General features: G+C 69.3%; 14 protein-coding genes. 4 read left to right on the top strand and 10 right to left on the bottom strand.

The genetic code is table 11. The features are described 5' to 3' along the window. Window positions 1-94: 94 nt before the first annotated feature. Window positions 95-1576: a tetratricopeptide repeat protein gene (locus ACWPN3_RS02690; RefSeq protein WP_492242618.1), complete on the bottom strand. Its 1482-nt coding sequence runs from the start codon at window positions 1574-1576 to the stop codon at window positions 95-97. 99 nt (window positions 1577-1675) lie between these two features. Here ACWPN3_RS02690 and ACWPN3_RS02685 point away from each other — a divergent pair, with 99 nt between their 5' ends. After that, entirely contained in the window at window positions 1676-2014 is a 339-nt protein-coding gene (locus tag ACWPN3_RS02685; protein ID WP_109050458.1) for a DUF1491 family protein, read from the top strand. A 9-nt stretch (window positions 2015-2023) separates the two neighbouring features. Here the strand turns inward: ACWPN3_RS02685 and ACWPN3_RS02680 are convergent, their stop codons facing one another. The 8 genes from ACWPN3_RS02680 to ACWPN3_RS02645 all read right to left on the bottom strand — a co-directional run bounded on the left by ACWPN3_RS02680 (window position 2024) and on the right by ACWPN3_RS02645 (window position 12692). Next, window positions 2024-2437 carry a hypothetical protein gene (locus tag ACWPN3_RS02680; protein ID WP_492242619.1) on the bottom strand — a complete coding sequence of 138 codons (414 nt, stop codon included), beginning with the start codon at window positions 2435-2437 and terminating at the stop codon, window positions 2024-2026. Between the two features lie 22 nt (window positions 2438-2459). Next, entirely contained in the window at window positions 2460-3920 is a 1461-nt protein-coding gene (locus ACWPN3_RS02675; protein WP_492242620.1) for a tyrosinase family protein, read from the bottom strand. 124 nt (window positions 3921-4044) lie between these two features. Then, entirely contained in the window at window positions 4045-6696 is a 2652-nt protein-coding gene (locus tag ACWPN3_RS02670; protein ID WP_492261053.1) for a PAS domain S-box protein, read from the bottom strand. Window positions 6697-6758: 62 nt separating this feature from the next. Continuing rightward, entirely contained in the window at window positions 6759-8393 is a 1635-nt protein-coding gene (locus ACWPN3_RS02665; protein ID WP_492242622.1) for a bifunctional metallophosphatase/5'-nucleotidase, read from the bottom strand. An 81-nt stretch (window positions 8394-8474) separates the two neighbouring features. Beyond that, complete coding sequence (locus tag ACWPN3_RS02660) at window positions 8475-9308, bottom strand: metallophosphoesterase family protein (RefSeq protein WP_492242623.1); 834 nt, start codon at window positions 9306-9308, stop codon at window positions 8475-8477. 13 nt (window positions 9309-9321) lie between these two features. Next, window positions 9322-10512 (bottom strand): carboxylate--amine ligase, encoded by a 1191-nt coding sequence (locus ACWPN3_RS02655; protein ID WP_492242624.1) that lies wholly within the window; start codon window positions 10510-10512, stop codon window positions 9322-9324. A 27-nt stretch (window positions 10513-10539) separates the two neighbouring features. Beyond that, window positions 10540-11796: a GNAT family N-acetyltransferase gene (locus tag ACWPN3_RS02650; RefSeq protein WP_492261052.1), complete on the bottom strand. Its 1257-nt coding sequence runs from the start codon at window positions 11794-11796 to the stop codon at window positions 10540-10542. 188 nt (window positions 11797-11984) lie between these two features. Further along, complete coding sequence (locus ACWPN3_RS02645; RefSeq protein WP_377810772.1) at window positions 11985-12692, bottom strand: glutathione binding-like protein; 708 nt, start codon at window positions 12690-12692, stop codon at window positions 11985-11987. Window positions 12693-13034: 342 nt separating this feature from the next. On the opposite strand from ACWPN3_RS02645, the gene ACWPN3_RS02640 reads away from it, so the two are divergent. Together ACWPN3_RS02640 and ACWPN3_RS02635 are read left to right on the top strand one after the other, a co-directional pair. Further along, entirely contained in the window at window positions 13035-13481 is a 447-nt protein-coding gene (locus tag ACWPN3_RS02640; RefSeq protein ID WP_492242626.1) for a PaaI family thioesterase, read from the top strand. Next, window positions 13478-14260 carry an oxepin-CoA hydrolase, alternative type gene (locus ACWPN3_RS02635; protein ID WP_492242679.1) on the top strand — a complete coding sequence of 261 codons (783 nt, stop codon included), beginning with the start codon at window positions 13478-13480 and terminating at the stop codon, window positions 14258-14260. The genes ACWPN3_RS02640 and ACWPN3_RS02635 overlap by 4 nt, the downstream gene beginning before the upstream one ends. Before the next feature lie 8 nt (window positions 14261-14268). Here the strand turns inward: ACWPN3_RS02635 and ACWPN3_RS02630 are convergent, their stop codons facing one another. Next, window positions 14269-14472 carry a hypothetical protein gene (locus ACWPN3_RS02630; RefSeq protein ID WP_247873193.1) on the bottom strand — a complete coding sequence of 68 codons (204 nt, stop codon included), beginning with the start codon at window positions 14470-14472 and terminating at the stop codon, window positions 14269-14271. 249 nt (window positions 14473-14721) lie between these two features. Between ACWPN3_RS02630 and ACWPN3_RS02625 the strand changes: the two genes are divergently transcribed. Next, window positions 14722-15162: a response regulator gene (locus ACWPN3_RS02625; RefSeq protein ID WP_244592578.1), complete on the top strand. Its 441-nt coding sequence runs from the start codon at window positions 14722-14724 to the stop codon at window positions 15160-15162. The last annotated feature ends 136 nt before the right edge of the window (window positions 15163-15298 follow it).

Genomic DNA, 15298 nt, shown 5'->3' with positions numbered 1-15298 from the left:
GTATGGCGGGGCCGGAAATTGCCGCCCGGTAGGAAAGTTTCGCCTAGTGCCGCCGGGCCGGAGGGGCAGAAAGCTCCCGCCGAAGTTGCCGCCTCTACCGGGCGGTCCGGACGGCGCGGGCTGCCTGCGCCTTCAGCACGGCGGCGGCGGTGCCGAGCGTCGTGGCCCAGTCGCCGGGCCGCGGCTGTCGGAACAGGCGCAGCGACGGGTACCAAGGGCTGTCGGCCCGGTCGAGCAGCCAGCGCCAGTCCGGCACATGGGGAAGCATCAGACAGCACGGCACGCCCATCGCCCCGGCAAGATGGGCGATGGCGGTGTCCACCGTCACCAGCAGGTCGAGGTTGGCGAGAATGGCGGCGGTGTCGGCGAAGTCGCGCACCCGCTCCATCGCGTTCGGCACCCTCACGCCGGGCAGGCGGTCCAGCCCGGCGGCGGCCTCGCCGGTCTGCAGGCTGACGAAGCGCACGCCCGGCACCATCAGCAGCGGCAGCAGGGCCGCCGCCGGGATCGAGCGGTTGCGGTCGTTGCGGTGCTGGGGATTGCCGGCCCACACCAGCCCGACCCGGAGAGCCGCATCGCCCGTCGCCGCCCCATCCAGCCCGTCCAGCCGGTCGCGCCAGCGGGCAACGTCGCCGAGGTCCGGGGCAAGATAGGGCACGGCGGCCGGAATGTCCGACAGGCCGGTGCCGAAGGCCCGCGGCAGGCTCATCAGCGGGCAATGGATGTCATGCGGCGGCGGATCCTCGCCGCGCGACAGCACCTGGATCGACGATCCAAGGCAGCGGTTGAACAGGCGGTAGAGCAGCATATGGGTTTCCAGGATCACCCGCCCGCCGCCCGCCGCGGCGATCTGCGCCACCAGCGGGGCATAACGGACGAACTGGATGGCGTCGCCGAAGCCCTGGTCCATGTGCAGCAGGATGGTGGCGCCACCCGGTGGCTGTCCGGCCCAGGGCGGGGTGGCGAAGCGCTGCCAGCGATGCTCGAACCCCTGCCATCCCGCGCGCAGGTCGCCGCGCACCAGCCGTCCGACCGCGCGGGCGAGATGGGCGTCGGCACTTGAGGGCTGGCGCGCCAGCACGGCGTCGAAGCAGGCCTCCGCCTCGTCGAAACGGCGCTGGTCGCGCAGGACGGTCCCGAGATTGAGCAAGGTCGCCGCATGGCCGGGCCGAAGTCGGGCCGCACGCTCCAGCCAGCGCCGCGCGTCGGGGTAGCGCGCCAGCGCATGCAGGGAGGCGCCTTGAGCCTCGAGAGCGTCGCCGTCGGCCGGATCGAGCGCCAGGGCGCGTCGCAGAACCGGTTCCGCCCGCTCCGGCATCTCCGCCGCCCGCAGGGCCGCCCCCAGATGGCCCCAGGGTGCCGGGGCGGGCGGACGGACGCGCACCGCACGGGCGATCCATCGCACGGCGGCCGCCGGCTCGCCCGTCTGCGCCCGCAGGACGCCGGACAGGTGCAGCGTGTCGGGTTGGGCCGGGTCCGCCGCCAGAATCCTCCGGTAGGCGTCGGCCGCCGCATCGGCATGGCCGGCCATGTGGTGGTTGACGGCGGCGTTGAGAGCGTCCAGGAGTGTAGCCATGCCCTCTTCTCTACACCGGCCGGCCGGGCAGAGCGAGGGTCGAAGACCAGCGAAAATCCCAGGTCAGCGAGAGCTGACGATCAGGAGCCCGTCACGGCAATGGACGACCGCCTTCCGACGCATCTTTGGGTCTCGGCCCATATCCGCACGGCCGATTCCCAGGGCGTGGCGATGACTGTGGTCCGCAAGGGCGATCCCAGCCGCGGCACCGTGATCCTGAAGATCAACCGGCTCGACCGGACCTTCTCCGTGCTGGTCCAGACACGCGAGGCCGATGGCGAGCGGCTGTTCTGGGCGCGCGGCACCGGCGCCGACCCGGTGCCGGAGGCCGATGCCGACGCCTACATCGCCCGCCAGCTCCGCTACGACCCCGACGTCTGGGTGATCGAGGTGGAAGACCGCCAGGGCCGGCATTGGTTCGACGGGCCGGTGCGCTGACCGCCGCCATCAGGGCGGTGGGCCGATGACGGACAGCCGCAGCTCTCCGACCTCCTCGGCCGTCGGCGGACGGGGAGGGGAGCCGGAGGCGGTGATGCGCAGGCGGAGCGTCAGGCGACCGTCGCGTATGGCCCCGGCCGGCACTGGAATGGTGACCGTTCCGGCGCCCTGACCGCGCTGGGGGCCGAAAGGGGCGGCGGTTCCGATGAGCTGGCCGTCCATCGTCGTGACCTCCACCGTCTGCCCACGGGTGAGCACGCCCAGCGTGACCGCCAGGATGGCGGCCTCGCCCTGCCGCGGCGGATGCGGCAGGGCGAGCGTCGTTTCCCCATTCCCGTCCGGTCTCCCGGACTGACCGGCCGGTGCCGCGCCCGCGGGCTGGCCCGTCAGGAGGACCAGCAGCGCGAGCAGGGCGGCCGACAACCTGCCGGCCTGCCAAGCCGCCTTACAGGGTGTGGAGCGAGACCCCCTTGACCGCCGGCGCGGCGGTGGCGGAGCCGTTGGACGGGACAATGCGGACCTCCAGCGTTGCGGTTGCCGGCGCAGGCGCCTGCGCGGCCGGGCTCTGGGCCAGTGCCGCGGTGCGCGCGGGCTCGGGCAGCGGCAGGGTGAAGGTGGCATCGTCCGCCATGCCGTGCATGGCCGGACCGAAGAAGCCGATGGTGCCGCCGTAATAGGGGCTGTCCGCCGCCACCGTCGTCACGCCGGCCGGTGCGTTGATCAGCAGGTCGAAGTTCCGCGGGGCGTTGCTGCCGGCCGGGCGGGTCACCTTGACTGCCATCACCACCGGGCTGGACGGCGCCGCCGACAGCTGGACCGATCCCACGCCCTTGGCCACCGTGCCCTTGACCGGAGCAGACGGCTTGGCCGCCGCCACCTGTGCCGATTCCGCGTCGCCGAAGCCATGCCGGTACTCGTACTGGAACCGTTCGGTGCTGAGATAGTCACCGGCGCGGCCGTCGAGGACATAGCTGCCGTCGGCGCGGACGAAGAACAGGAAGGGTTCGCGGGACAGCTGCGACAGCTCCTCCTTGTCGGTCGGCAGGATCGGCAGGCCCAGCCGCTGCTGCTTGCGCGTCCACACGTCCCACAGGCGGTCCATGTTCGAATGGTGCAGGAAGAAGACGGGATCCACCGGCGACAGGAAGTTGGTCATGTTGCCGTAGGGACCCGGATCCCACGGGCCGACGCCGCCGATGTAGTTGTGGACGAGGTTGTGCGGCTGGCCTTCCAGCACCGAGAACTGGGTGTCCTTGCCCGGCATGACGTTGTGCGACGCCGTCTTGGAACTGGTGAAGCTGTGCGTCACGTCGGCGTTGTAGTAGTCCACCGGCAGCAGGCCGGTCAGCACCGTGTGGGGCGAACAGGCCTTTGCCGTCTTGTCGTCCAGCTTCGGGTTCTCGCGGGTCAGGTAGCGCGCACGGTCGGTCGCGGCGAAGGCCTGGTTGCCGGGATCGCACTTGCCGTGGCTGCAGCCGGTGACGTCGTCCCACAGCTTGTCGAAGCTGCTGTAGCCGCGAAGGTCCAGCTGCTTGCGCTGGGCCTCGTTCAGCGTGTCCCAATAGGCCTTCATCGCCGGCTTGATGTAGGCGGTGAAGGTGGTCAGATCCTTGGTGTAGGGAAGGAAGGCTTCGCTGACCGGGGTCAGGGCGCCGTCGAACATCTCGCTGGGGATCTGCGGCAGGAGCGTCCAGTCCCAATAGGGAAAGGCGAAATTCGGATTGTCGCTGTACTTGCGCACCGTCTCCTCGAAATAACCGATATAGCCGCGGTGCCAGACATAGAACCACCAGTTGCCGTGCGGGCAGTCCATGAAATGGACGAAGGCGTTGCGGAACCAGTTGTGCGGATGGTCCGGGGGCAGGGCCACCATCTTCTGCACCGCCGTGGCGTAGCTGCGCAGCATCGCCCTGCCTTCGTCGCTGGTCGCGCTGTAGCGAACGTATTTCGCCGTTGCCGCCCGCGCCGGGCCGAACGGCAGCAGGGATGCACCCGCAACAGCAGTTGCCGTTGCCAAAAAATCTCGCCGATTAAAATTCATTGCGATCAAGCTCCCGCATAACGGTAAAAACACTGGAAGCTTGTATAGGAAACCGACTGTTTGCACGTGAATTCAACCGGCACCGGCGGGCAGGCCTGGATTGGGCGGACGGTGCCATACCTGCGCATGTCCGATCGTCTGCGGACAAACGCAGGCGGGATCGGACGGATGGGAAAGCCGCCGCCGGTTCTAGGCGCCCGCGGTGACTCGGGGAAAGCGCAGGGTGAAACGGGTGCCTTCGCCGGGGCGGCTCTCGACCCCGATGGTGCCGTGCAGGCGGCCGGTCACCAGATTGTAGACGATGTGCAACCCCAGCCCGCTGCCGCCCGCCCCGCGCCGGGTGGTGAAGAAGGGATCGAAGATTCTTGGGCAGCACGTCCGGTGCAATGCCGTTGCCGTCGTCGCCGACCGACAGCTCCACCATGTCGGGACCGAGCAGCCGGGCGGCGATGGCGATCCGGCCGGGCTGTTCCGGATCCAGCGCATGGACCAGCGCATTCATGATCAGGTTGGTCAGGATCTGCGACAGCGCGCCGGGATAGCCGTCCAGCTCCAGGTCGGCCGGGCAGGCGACGTCGATGGTCAGGGCCGTCCGCGCCTTGTAGGTCGGGTGAAGGCTGCGCAGCAGCTCGTCGATGTAATCGCGCAGCAGGAAGGGGCGGCGCTCGTCGCTGGACTGGTCGACAGCGACCAGCTTGAAGCTCTGCACCAGGTTGGCGGCACGGGTGCTGTTGGACAGGATCAGGCTGGCCATCTCCATCCCGTCGCTGAGGAAGCGCTGGAAGTCCGACTTCTTCAGCGCGTTCGCCGTGTGGCGGTCCGACAGCTCGCCGATCAGCGCCTGCAATTGCGAGGCGCCGGTGATGGTGATGCCGATGGGGGTGTTCACCTCATGCGCCACGCCGGCGACCAGCTGGCCGAGCGAGGCCATCTTCTCCGCCTGGATCAGGCTGGCCTGGGTCGCCTTCAGTTCGTCAAGCGCGCGTTCGGCGGCATCGCGCGACTGGCGCAGGGCATGCTCCGCCTCCACCTCGCGCGTCACGTCGACCACCACCGCCTGGATCGCCGGGCCGTCCATCCAGTCGACGCGCCGGCCGGTCAGCTCCACCCACAGCCCGGCGCCGTCGGACCGGCAGGCTCGGATGCGGCGGCGCGGCGTCGACTGCCCGTTCTCCAGCAACCGGTCGTACCCCTCGATCAGCGCCTGGCGTTCCGTCACCGCCACCACCGACAGCAGGGAGGGCAGGGCAACCACCTCCGCCACCGTCATGCCGAGCATGGCGGCGAAGCTGTCGTTGGCATAGAGCACATGGAAATCGCGATGGATGACGATGCCCTGGATCGAGCCTTCGACCAGATCGCGGAAGCGCCGCTCGTTGTCGGCCAGGGCCTGCTGGCGCCGGTCGATCTCCTCGATGAAATAGCGGATCGAGGCACCGATGTCGGTGATCTCGTCGTCGCCGTCCACCGGGACCGGAACCGGCTGATCGACCGGAACCGGCTGGTCGGCCCGACCCGGCCGGCCAGCCGGCGCCGCAATGCCGCGATGGGGGGACTGGCGGCTTCCCGACAGCCGGGCCAGCACCGCCCGGTTCATCGCCACCAGCCGCGTCGACAGGAACCGGCGGAAGAAGAAATAGACGCACACCGCCAGCAGAAGCGATGTTCCGGCCAGCACCATCACCGTGCGGGTGCGTTCGGCGATCAGCGCCGCCAGCGCATCGGTGCGCTCGGCCGACTGGTCGCGGATGGAATTGTACAGCGTGCGGGTGGAGCGTTCGACCGTCTCGACCAGGACCTGGGCCTGACCGGTCAGCGCCTGGGCGCGGTTGCGCGCCTGCAGCCTGTCAATGGCGCTCTCGAACAGCCCGCCCGGCGCCACCAGCAGGGAGAACAGCTCCTCCTGCACGGTGGACATCATCTGCCCGGTGGGGTCCGGGGCGCCGCCCGACAGGCGGGCCAGTTCGGCCAGCGTGCGTTCGGCGGACCGCGCCTCGCCCTTCAGGCGGCTGAGATGATCCAGCTGCGTGGCCCCCGCCGCCCGCGCCATCAGCGCCCCGATGCGGGCCGCCCAGGCGCCGGTGTCGGGCATGCTCTCGATCGCCGCCGCCAGCCGGCTCAGCGCGCGTGCGGCTTCGGCCTGGCGGTCGCCATATTCGATCTGGCGCGTGACCTCGGCGTTCAGGTCGGCGACCGTGGCGGCCAGGATCAGCAGGGTGGAGCGGGTCTGCTCCAGCAGGCGGACATTGCCGTCGCGCTCGCCCGCGCCGGGATCGCCCTCCTTCATCAGACCGCGCATGCGGGCGACCAGAAGCTGCATCGAATCCAGCTCCGTCACCAGCCCGTCATAGATGGACCGGCGCTGCGGCGTCGAGGCCGCGGCGGCGAGCTGCGGCAGCTGCGCTACCAGCTTCTGCAACGATCCGTGCAGTTCGGCGCTGGTGATCACTTCCGGCAGGGTGTTGGTGGACAGCGCCGCCACCTCCGCCCGGAACAGGCGGAAGGAGGACATCGACACGCCGCCGATCAGCAGCACCAGCAGCGCCATCACCGACAGGCCCAGCGTGATGCGGACGGCGATGCCGAACCGCCGCGGGCGGCCCGGCGGCGCCTGCGGCTTGCGCCGTGCCGTGCCATCCATGACCGCCGCATCGCTTGCCGGCAAGGGGGGTGACGACAAGGCGGTGGAAGAGAACCCGTCCATCACCGCCTCACCGTCATGCGGCCGTCCAGCCGGGGAACGAACTCGCCGCTGCGGGCGATCTGGTCGATCATCTGGGTGGAAACGAATTCCGTGTTGCGGTCCTCCACCAGCCGCGGTGCGCCGGCCAGGATGCCGTAACCGTCGCCCCCCGCCGCCAGGAAGCTGCTGGTCGCCAGACGGTAGCGGCCGGACAAGGCGACCGGCTTGCCGCCGACCGACAGGCTGCGCAGCCGCTGGCCGGGCGGGCGGGCGAGGTCGATCTCGGCCCGGGCATTGGACAGATGGGGAAAGCGGCCCTGCAACTGCTCCACCGCCGACACGCCGCTCTCCACCGCATCCCAGAGCTGCTGTCCGGAGACGTCCAGCACCACCCCGACATCGTGGAAGGGCAGTTCGGTGTAGATGTCGCGCCGGGTCAGCAGAGTGCCGGCCGGATACTGGCGGTCGCCACGGATGCCGCCGCCGTTGAACAGGGCCACGTCGCCGTCCAGCGCCTCGCGCAGCGTGTCGACCACCGCATTGGCGAAGGCATTCTCCCCCGTCCGCAGCGACTCCTTGCGGGTGTCGAGGGGAGCGGTGAGACGTCCCACCTCCATCCGCAGCATGGTGTCGAGCCGCGCCGCATAGGCCTTGGCCTGGATCAGCACCGCCGGGTCGGGCGCCACCGTCGCCGTATCGATCAGGCGCGGCGCCGGGGTCCAAGTCAACACCGTCTGGCCGTCCGGTCCGGCGGTCCGCTGTATCGTCAGGTCGATCGCCAGCACCCAGGCGGCCTGCGGCCCGACCGTGGCGGACAGGAACCGTCCGTCGTAATCGACGGCGAAGGGGCGGCTGCGGTCCTGGTACAGCACGATGTCGGCCGGGCGGGCGGCCAGCACGCTGCGGTGGGTGTCGCCGGCATAGCCGGTCATCGCCACCACCAGATCGACGCCCTCGGCCCGCAGGGCCGCGGCCTTGGCGGTCAGCGCCCGCACCGGGTCGCGGAATTCCGTGCGCTGGGTTCGGGTGGTCTCCCGCGTCAGCACCGGCGTCGCCGCCATCACGCCGATGCGCAAGGGGCCGGCGGTCAGCACCACCGCCGCCTCCAGACCGTCCGGCGTGCGGCCGGTGGAGCGGTCGACCGCGTTGGTGGTGACGATGGGAAAGCCGGCCTCGAAGGCGCGGGCGCTCAGCCGGTCGTCGCCATGGTGGTATTCGCGGTTCAGCGCGGCCATCGCGTCGATGGTCATGCCGTTCAGCAGGTCGATGATGTGGGCGCCCTGGTCGTAGAAGGCGAGCACCGACGGCGCCAACGTCTGTCCGCCATGCAGGACCAGCAGGTTGGGATGGGCGGCCCGCTCCTGCCGGATCGTGCCGGCCAGCCGGGCCATGCCGCCGCGCCCGGCGGTCTCGTCCAGGTCGGTGGTGCCCTGGGTGTAGAGGATCGTCAGCCGCACCGGCCCGCTGTCCGCCACGCTCGCCTTGGGGGAGGCGTCAGTCTCCTGCGCCTGGGCCGGCAGGGTCGCGGCCGGCAGAATCGTGGCGAGGCCGATGACAAGGCCCAGCGCCAGCGATGCGGTCAGGGACGACGATGTCCTGCCGGGCCGGGTCCGCACCCTGCCGGCAGCGCCGATTGAAATACCGATAATGTCCATAGCCCGGCGTCACCTTTGCCCCCGTGCCGGATTATGCTCATTTTCCAGTCTTTGTTGAAGCAAAGCCGCGTTACGGGATTGTCATATTGATGGCACATGGCGGGGAAGAGCACGTTTCAACCACCCGTAGACCCCAAGAAGTCTCAGTATTTCGATCAACTTCATCCGAATGGGTGCGGGAACTGCGGCAAAACGTGGCGCCAGCCCCGCCCTCCGGGTCTTCGCCAGGGCGGCGCGGCGGGCATAGGCGACGCGATGCAGGGTGACGCGGCGTGCGGCGGTGTCGTAACAGGCGAAGCAGGCCCGGGCGTCGGCGCCGCGCGGCTCCCCCACCGTGCCGGGGTTGATCAGGTAGAGCCCGTCCGCCCGCAACTCCGCTCCCCCATCCAGCGGCAAAGCATGCACCGCGCCGTCGCGCCATTCCCACAACCCGGCCCGGTGGGTGTGGCCGAAGGCGCAGATCCGCGCGCCCGATGGATGCGCCGCGAGCGCCCGCAGGCTCAGGGCCCGCTTCCCGTCATCGTCCAGCCGGACCAGCTCCTTGCCGACCTCCGGATGCAGCGCGCCGTGGACGGCGACCAGCGTGCCGTCCACATCGGCGGTCAGGGGCAGGCCGGCCAGGAAGGCGCGGCTGTCCTCGTCCAGCCTTGCCCCGGTCCAGGCGACGGCGCGCGCCGCCGGGCCGCTGAACCCATCGGTGCCGATCAGGCCCGCCACCGCCCGGTCGTGGTTGCCGGCGATGCAGACCGCCCCGGCCTGCCGCAGCAGGGCGATGGAGGCGGCGAAGTCGGTGTTGTAGCCGACGATGTCGCCGAGGCAGACGATGCGCTCCGCCCCCTCCGCCCGGATGGCGTCGAGCGTCGCCTGCAACGCTTCCAGATTGGCGTGGATGTCGGAGATCAGGGCGATCTTCATGGGTTGTCGGGGGTCATGGCTTCACGAGGCGGGCGGACCGGATGCCGCCGGGCATGCGGGCGAGCAGCCGGTCCAGCTTCGGCCGCAGGAAGGGCATCGGGTCGTCCGGCGTGATCGCCTTCGCCTCGCAGCGCGCCACCCAGGCCAGCCAGCGCGCCGTTGTCACGCCGCTTTCCCGCGCCGCCAGCCGGTCCTTGCTGATGTGGCACCAGCAGGCGCCGGGGCGTACCTTGGCTGGAGCAGGGCGGGGCCGGCCGGTCAGGTCCGCCTGCACCAGTGCCGGCAGGTTCACCCCCGCGACAGCCCCCAGATGGTGCCAGAGGTTGAAGCGCGGGTTGATCTCCAGCAGGTGCAGCCGGCCGTCCGGGTCGCGCTTGAAGTCGAACTTGGCGACGCCGCGCAGGCCGATCTTTGCCGCGATCTCCCGCCCAAGCGCCGCCACATCGGCGCCCTCGCCGTCGATGTCGGTGATGGTCAGCGCCGTGCTGTGGCCGTAATCGACGGGGTAGGTGCGGATCTTGCGCCCGGTGAATTCCCCGGCCACCGCACCGCTGGCGTCGATATAGACATGGTGGCTCTCGATCCGCGTCTCCGGCCCGGGGATCAACTCCTGCGCCAGCAACTCGATGCCGACCGGGATCAGGCGCGGCCACAGGGCGCGGAGCTCATCATGCCCGTCCAGCCGGATCGCCTTGCCCAGCCCCTCGATCTCGTCCCAGGGCGGACGGCGGGTCAGCGGCTTGACGATGAGGGGATAGCGCAGGTCCAGATCCGGCGCCTCGCTGCCGGGCAGGGGGTGCAGGCGTCGGGTGCGCGGCACCGGCAGGCCCAGCCGTTCCGCCATCGCCTGGAACCGGCCCTTGTCCACCAGCGTCTCCACCAGTTCGGCGTCGGCCAGCGGAAGGCGGAAGACGGAGGCCAGACGCTCGCGGTTTCGCGACACCATCAGCAGCTGGGCGTCCTCCTCCATATAGAGCACCGGCTTTTGCGACTGGGCGGCGCCGAAGCGCAGCAGGCGGTCGACCAGCGTCCTGTCATTGCCGCCTTGCCAGGGGATCACCTGCGCGGTGAAGCGGGACTGGGCGGTCGCCCCGCCCGGCGGCCCGACCACGGCACAGCGGATGCCGGCCAGCCCCAGCGGGCGCACCAGATCCATGTCGCCCAACACGCAGGCCAGCGGCCCGGCTTTCGTCCCGGTCTTCATCGCCAACTCCCCATTCAGATCCCGCACTCAAATCCCTTTGGCCGGCGCGATCCATCCGCGCAGCGACCGCTTGACCGCATCGGCCATCACCCCGCGCGCCCGGCGGACATGCGCCTCCATCCGCCGGCTGAACCGGTCGGGGCCGAGCGTCAGCCAGTTCATCGGCTGTTCGGCGTTGGAGAGCAGCGGCTTGTGTCCGGCCGGGGTCGACATGAAATCGTAGCAATCCTCGCCACGGGCCAGTGCGTCCTCGATGGCCAGCACATGGCTCAGCAGCCCCGGCTTCAGCCGGTTGTCGGCCTCGAAGGCGAAGCCGCCCTGATAGTTCAGAACGCGGTTGCGGTGGACGAAGTTGTAGAGATAGCCGACCGCCTGCCCGCCGGCGCTCACCCGGCTCAGCCGCACGGCACCCCGCGGCATCCCCTCGGCGATCAGTCTTTCGTGGAAGGGGCGGAAGGCGGCATTGGCGAAGGCGCCGGCCTGCCCACGCGCCTGCCATCCGGCCTGATGCAGCACCTCCAGCCCGGCGAAATACTCCAGCGCCTCGTCCACCGTCGTGGCGACGCGGTGTTCGAGGTCACCGCGGGCCCGGTAGAGCCGTTCGCTGCGGTTCACCGCCGCCCGTGTGTTGCGGCCCAGCCCGCCGCGAAAATCGCCGCCCGCCGCGCGCACCGTGCCGAAGTCCACCCATTGGGCGGAATTGGCAATGCGCAGTTGCAGCGTGTGGCCGGTCCGCGCCGCAACCCGCCGGGCCGCCCGCTCCGCCGCCAGGGTCAGGCCGCCCAGCACCAGCTCGTCATTGGCGCTCAACCGCTCGCCCAGCCAGTGCAGCATCGCATCCGTCACCTCGTCGGCGACACGGCGGTCGGCGAGGATGCCGTTATACTCCATGAACAGCCGATCATAGCTGCGGTCGCCGGTCTCGTGCAGCATCCAGCAGCGGCTGGGCAGCAGCCCGAACCGGCGGCGCAGGCGCGGGCAGAGCAGGGCCATCCCGACCGTCTCACCCCCCTGGCGGGCGACCAGCAGCTGCGGCTCGATCCCGTCCGGCAACTGCGCCAGCCAGGGCCCGATCCAGGTCCAGGACAGGAAGAAGGAGGGGTCGGACCGGCTTTCCAGCTCCGTCCATGCCCGTGCCAGCTCCGGCATCGACGGCAGGGGGCGCAGGGCGACCTGTATCTCGGCCGGCCGCAACTCGGCCGGCTGCATCCCGGTTGGGGTTGTGGAACCGGTCGCCCTTTGCGGAAGGGTGCCGTCGGAGTCGGTGCGTGGCCAGATGCTCATCGGCGCGGCATCTCCGGTAGATATTCTCTACCGAAAACAACACGCTGGTCAGACGAACGGTCCCGTCTACGCCGGGGCCCCTCGAATGTCTGCGCGGCGCAAACGGGTGCCGCGAAGTGGTAGGTACCTATCCGAAGTTGTCCCAATTTCCCTCTCCCTTGGGGGAGAGGGAAATTGGGACCCCGATCTCAGCGCTTCACCGTGTCGGCGGACTGGCCGAACAGGATCTTCTTGCTGTCCTCGTTCACCGTGGGCGTGCGGTTGGGATTGATCTCCTGCCCCTTTTCATAGGCGCGCACCACCGCCGGCCGCTCCTTGATCGCGGTGAACCAGCGCTTCAGGTTGGGGAAGTTGTCCAGATCCTGCTGCTGGCGTTCGTGCGGGACGATCCACGGGTAGCTCGCCATATCGGCGATGGACAGTTCGGCTCCACCCAGGAACTCGTTGTCGGCAAGGCGCTTGTCCATCACGCCATAGAGACGGCTGGTCTCCTTGACGTAGCGCTCCATGGCGTAGGGGATGCGCTCCGGCGCGTATTGGACGAAATGGTGGTTCTGGCCGGCCATCGGGCCGAGGCCGCCGACCTGCCAGAACAGCCATTCGAGAACCGTCTTGCGCCCACGCACGTCGCTGGGCAGGAACTTGCCGGTCTTCTCGGCAAGGTAGACAAGGATGGCGCCGGATTCGAACACGCTGATCGGCTCGCCGCCGTCGGCCGGGGCGTTGTCGATGATTGCCGGCATGCGGTTGTTGGGCGAGAAGGCCAGGAAGTCCGGTTTGAACTGGTCGCCGGTGGAGATGTTCACCGGCTTGAAGCTGTAGTCCAGCCCGGCTTCCTCCAGAAAGATCGTGATCTTGTGGCCGTTCGGCGTCGGCCAGAAATAGAGGTCGATCATCCCAAACCCTCCTGCGATTTATCGGCCCGACGGTCCGGGCCATGATTTCGGGAAAAAGGTTAACCGCTTCGGTCCGGCTGGCAAGCCCGCGCAGACGCGCGGCAGACCTCCAATCCCCCACACATATTTCGTTTTTCAAAATTCAGTTTCATTTTCTGACAGGCATTTTCACATCCGTCAGCGTGACCAACGATCAGACGAGGCAGCACCCCTCGATCTCCCCGACATGACGGCGGTGGACCATCCGATGATGGGCGCCTTCCCGCGCGGCGACCGGGTGGACCTGGAGCGCCTTCACGCGCTTTACTTCGCGCACGAAACGGCCGCGTGATGGGGCAGGGGATGGACGAACAAGGTATGGACGATCTGCTGAACGGGGAGCCGGAATCGGGCTTCCAGCGCTTGCTGGGCTACGCCTTGAGTCGCTGGGAGGAGGGCGAGGCGGAGCTGACGATGGCCATCGACGACCGCCACCTGAACCGGGCCGGCGTGGTGCATGGCGGGGTTCTGGTGACGCTTCTGGACACGGTTTCCGGATTCTCGGCAACATACTGTCCGTTCCCCGGCCGGGTAAGGCGGGTGGTGACGCTGTCCCTGTCGACGAGCTTCCTGGGTCAGGCGCGCACCGGTACGCTGATCGCCACCGGCCGGCTGCGCGGCGGCGGGCGCAAGATCGTCGGGATCGCGGCGGAGATCCGCCATGGCGACACCGGCGCCCTGATCGCCACGTCGGAAGGCATGTTCAAATACCGGCCGGGCGGCGAAAATCGGGAGGGAACCGAGCTATAAGCGGACAACTGACCGTCGCGCGCCAGGGCCGCGTGATGGTGCTGACGATGGACGATGCGGCCACCAAGAACGCGCTGGAGCCGGAGATGATGGCCGCCGCCCGCGACGCGCTGGTGCAGGCGGCCGGGGATCCGGGGGTGGGCGCCATCGTCCTGACCGGGGCCAACGGCACTTTCTGTTCCGGCGGCAATCTGGGCCGGCTGCTCGGCAACGCCAAGGCCGACCCGGAGATGACGCGCACCAGCCTGGAGCACTTCCATGGCTGGACCCGCGCCATGCGTGCCTGCCCCAAGCCGGTGATCGCCGCCGTCGAGGGGGCCGCCGCCGGAGCGGGATTCTCGGTGGCACTGGGCTGCGACCTGATCGTCGCGGCGGAGGATGCCGTGTTCACGCTCGCCTATGTGAAGGTCGGACTGAACCCGGACGGCGGAGCGTCGGCCTTCCTCGCCCGTGCCGCGACGCCGCAGCTGGCCGCCGAGATCATGTTTGAAGGCGGCAGGATCGGCGCGGCACGGCTGGCCCAGCTCGCCATCGTCAACCGGGTGGTGGCGCCCGGCGCCACGCTGGCCGAGGCGCTCGCCTGGGCGGAGCGGCTGGCGGACGGGCCGACGCTCGCCATCGGCCGGGCCAAGCGGCTGATCGAGAGCGGCTTCGGCGCGCCCGACGACCAGCTCGACCGCGAGGCCGCCTTCTTCGTCGAGGCCTTGCACGGGGCGGAGGCGGCGGAGGGCATCACCGCCTTCTTCGAGAAGCGTCCCCCCAATTACCCCCGCGCCTGAGCTTGTCGTCAGGCCAGCAGCGACAGGGTGGGATCGGGCGGGGTGGGTGCGGCGTTTTCCAGGGCGCGGACGATGTCCGACGGCGCCCCGGTCAGCCGCAGCGGCTCCGCCCGGCCGGCAAAATACAGATCGGTGCCGCCGTCGCCTGCGCTGCGCAGATAAGCGACGGCGATGGGGTTCACCAAAACGGTTTCCCCGGACGTGTCGGTCATCTCAACGAATGCCATTGCGTGTATCCTCTCTCGCGTCCGGGTAAAACGCTCTGCGATGGTGTATGTTTCCAACCCGGACGTTCAGTAGGGCGCCATGACCGGAAGGGAGTACCCCTTCGACCTCTTGAACGGAGCGGAACCGCGACAAACATGGGCGGTTCAGTTGATCGAAGCCGAACAGGCTTCGGAAACCGGATGGAACGGGCTATAAGCCCGCACCGTCATTCAAGGGAGCATGCCGTCTTGAAGGTGCTTGTCGTCGAGGACGATCCGCTGATCGGTCCGGCCGTGAAAGCCGTTCTGGAGAATGCGGGCTATACCGTGGTTGGACCGCTGCGCGACGCCGCCAAGGCTACGCGGGTCGGTGCCCGCGAATGTCCCGAACTGGCGCTGGTCGACGTCAATCTCGCCGGTGGGGAGAATGGCTTGGTCCTGGCCCGCCGCCTGTGGGAAGAGAATGGCATTCCGTCGCTGCTGATGACCGGGTTCGATCACCATGCCGCCGAAGCCCGCGCCTTCGCCATGGGCCTGCTGCGAAAGCCGGTGATGCCGGATGCGCTGGTCCAGGCCGTCGGCGCCGCCGGGGAAATCCTGGGTGGCCTGCGCCCGTCCTCTACGCCGGCCGCGCTGGAGATCTTCCACGGCTCCGCCGCCATGGCCGCCGGCCTGCCGAAGGCGCGCACGGCCTGACCGCTCACCGTCCTTGAGTTGTCAGGAAGCGCCCGCCCTTCGGCGGGCGTTTTCGTTTTCGCCTGCCGCGCGATCATTCCGGACCGGGCCTGTTGGTGTGATGGCAAGCGGGGACGAACCGGCCCCCCACCGACAA

The organism is Azospirillum sp. UENF 111221, from assembly GCF_058780625.1.
The sequence above is the reverse complement of the archived record's forward strand: the minus strand, read 5'-3'. Positions and strand labels throughout refer to the sequence as shown.

What these genes read in the sequence shown, in the direction of transcription:
- ACWPN3_RS02690 (WP_492242618.1), bottom strand. Translation starts at nt 1,576, where the DNA reads ATGGCTACACTCCTGGACGCTCTCAACGCCGCCGTCAACCACCACATG.
- ACWPN3_RS02685 (WP_109050458.1), top strand. Translation starts at nt 1,676, where the DNA reads ATGGACGACCGCCTTCCGACGCATCTTTGGGTCTCGGCCCATATCCGC.
- ACWPN3_RS02675 (WP_492242620.1), bottom strand. Translation starts at nt 3,920, where the DNA reads ATGCTGCGCAGCTACGCCACGGCGGTGCAGAAGATGGTGGCCCTGCCC.
- ACWPN3_RS02670 (WP_492261053.1), bottom strand. Translation starts at nt 6,696, where the DNA reads ATGGATGGCACGGCACGGCGCAAGCCGCAGGCGCCGCCGGGCCGCCCG.
- ACWPN3_RS02665 (WP_492242622.1), bottom strand. Translation starts at nt 8,393, where the DNA reads ATGGACATTATCGGTATTTCAATCGGCGCTGCCGGCAGGGTGCGGACC.
- ACWPN3_RS02660 (WP_492242623.1), bottom strand. Translation starts at nt 9,308, where the DNA reads ATGAAGATCGCCCTGATCTCCGACATCCACGCCAATCTGGAAGCGTTG.
- ACWPN3_RS02655 (WP_492242624.1), bottom strand. Translation starts at nt 10,512, where the DNA reads ATGAAGACCGGGACGAAAGCCGGGCCGCTGGCCTGCGTGTTGGGCGAC.
- ACWPN3_RS02650 (WP_492261052.1), bottom strand. Translation starts at nt 11,796, where the DNA reads ATGAGCATCTGGCCACGCACCGACTCCGACGGCACCCTTCCGCAAAGG.
- ACWPN3_RS02645 (WP_377810772.1), bottom strand. Translation starts at nt 12,692, where the DNA reads ATGATCGACCTCTATTTCTGGCCGACGCCGAACGGCCACAAGATCACG.
- ACWPN3_RS02640 (WP_492242626.1), top strand. Translation starts at nt 13,035, where the DNA reads ATGGACGAACAAGGTATGGACGATCTGCTGAACGGGGAGCCGGAATCG.
- ACWPN3_RS02630 (WP_247873193.1), bottom strand. Translation starts at nt 14,472, where the DNA reads ATGACCGACACGTCCGGGGAAACCGTTTTGGTGAACCCCATCGCCGTC.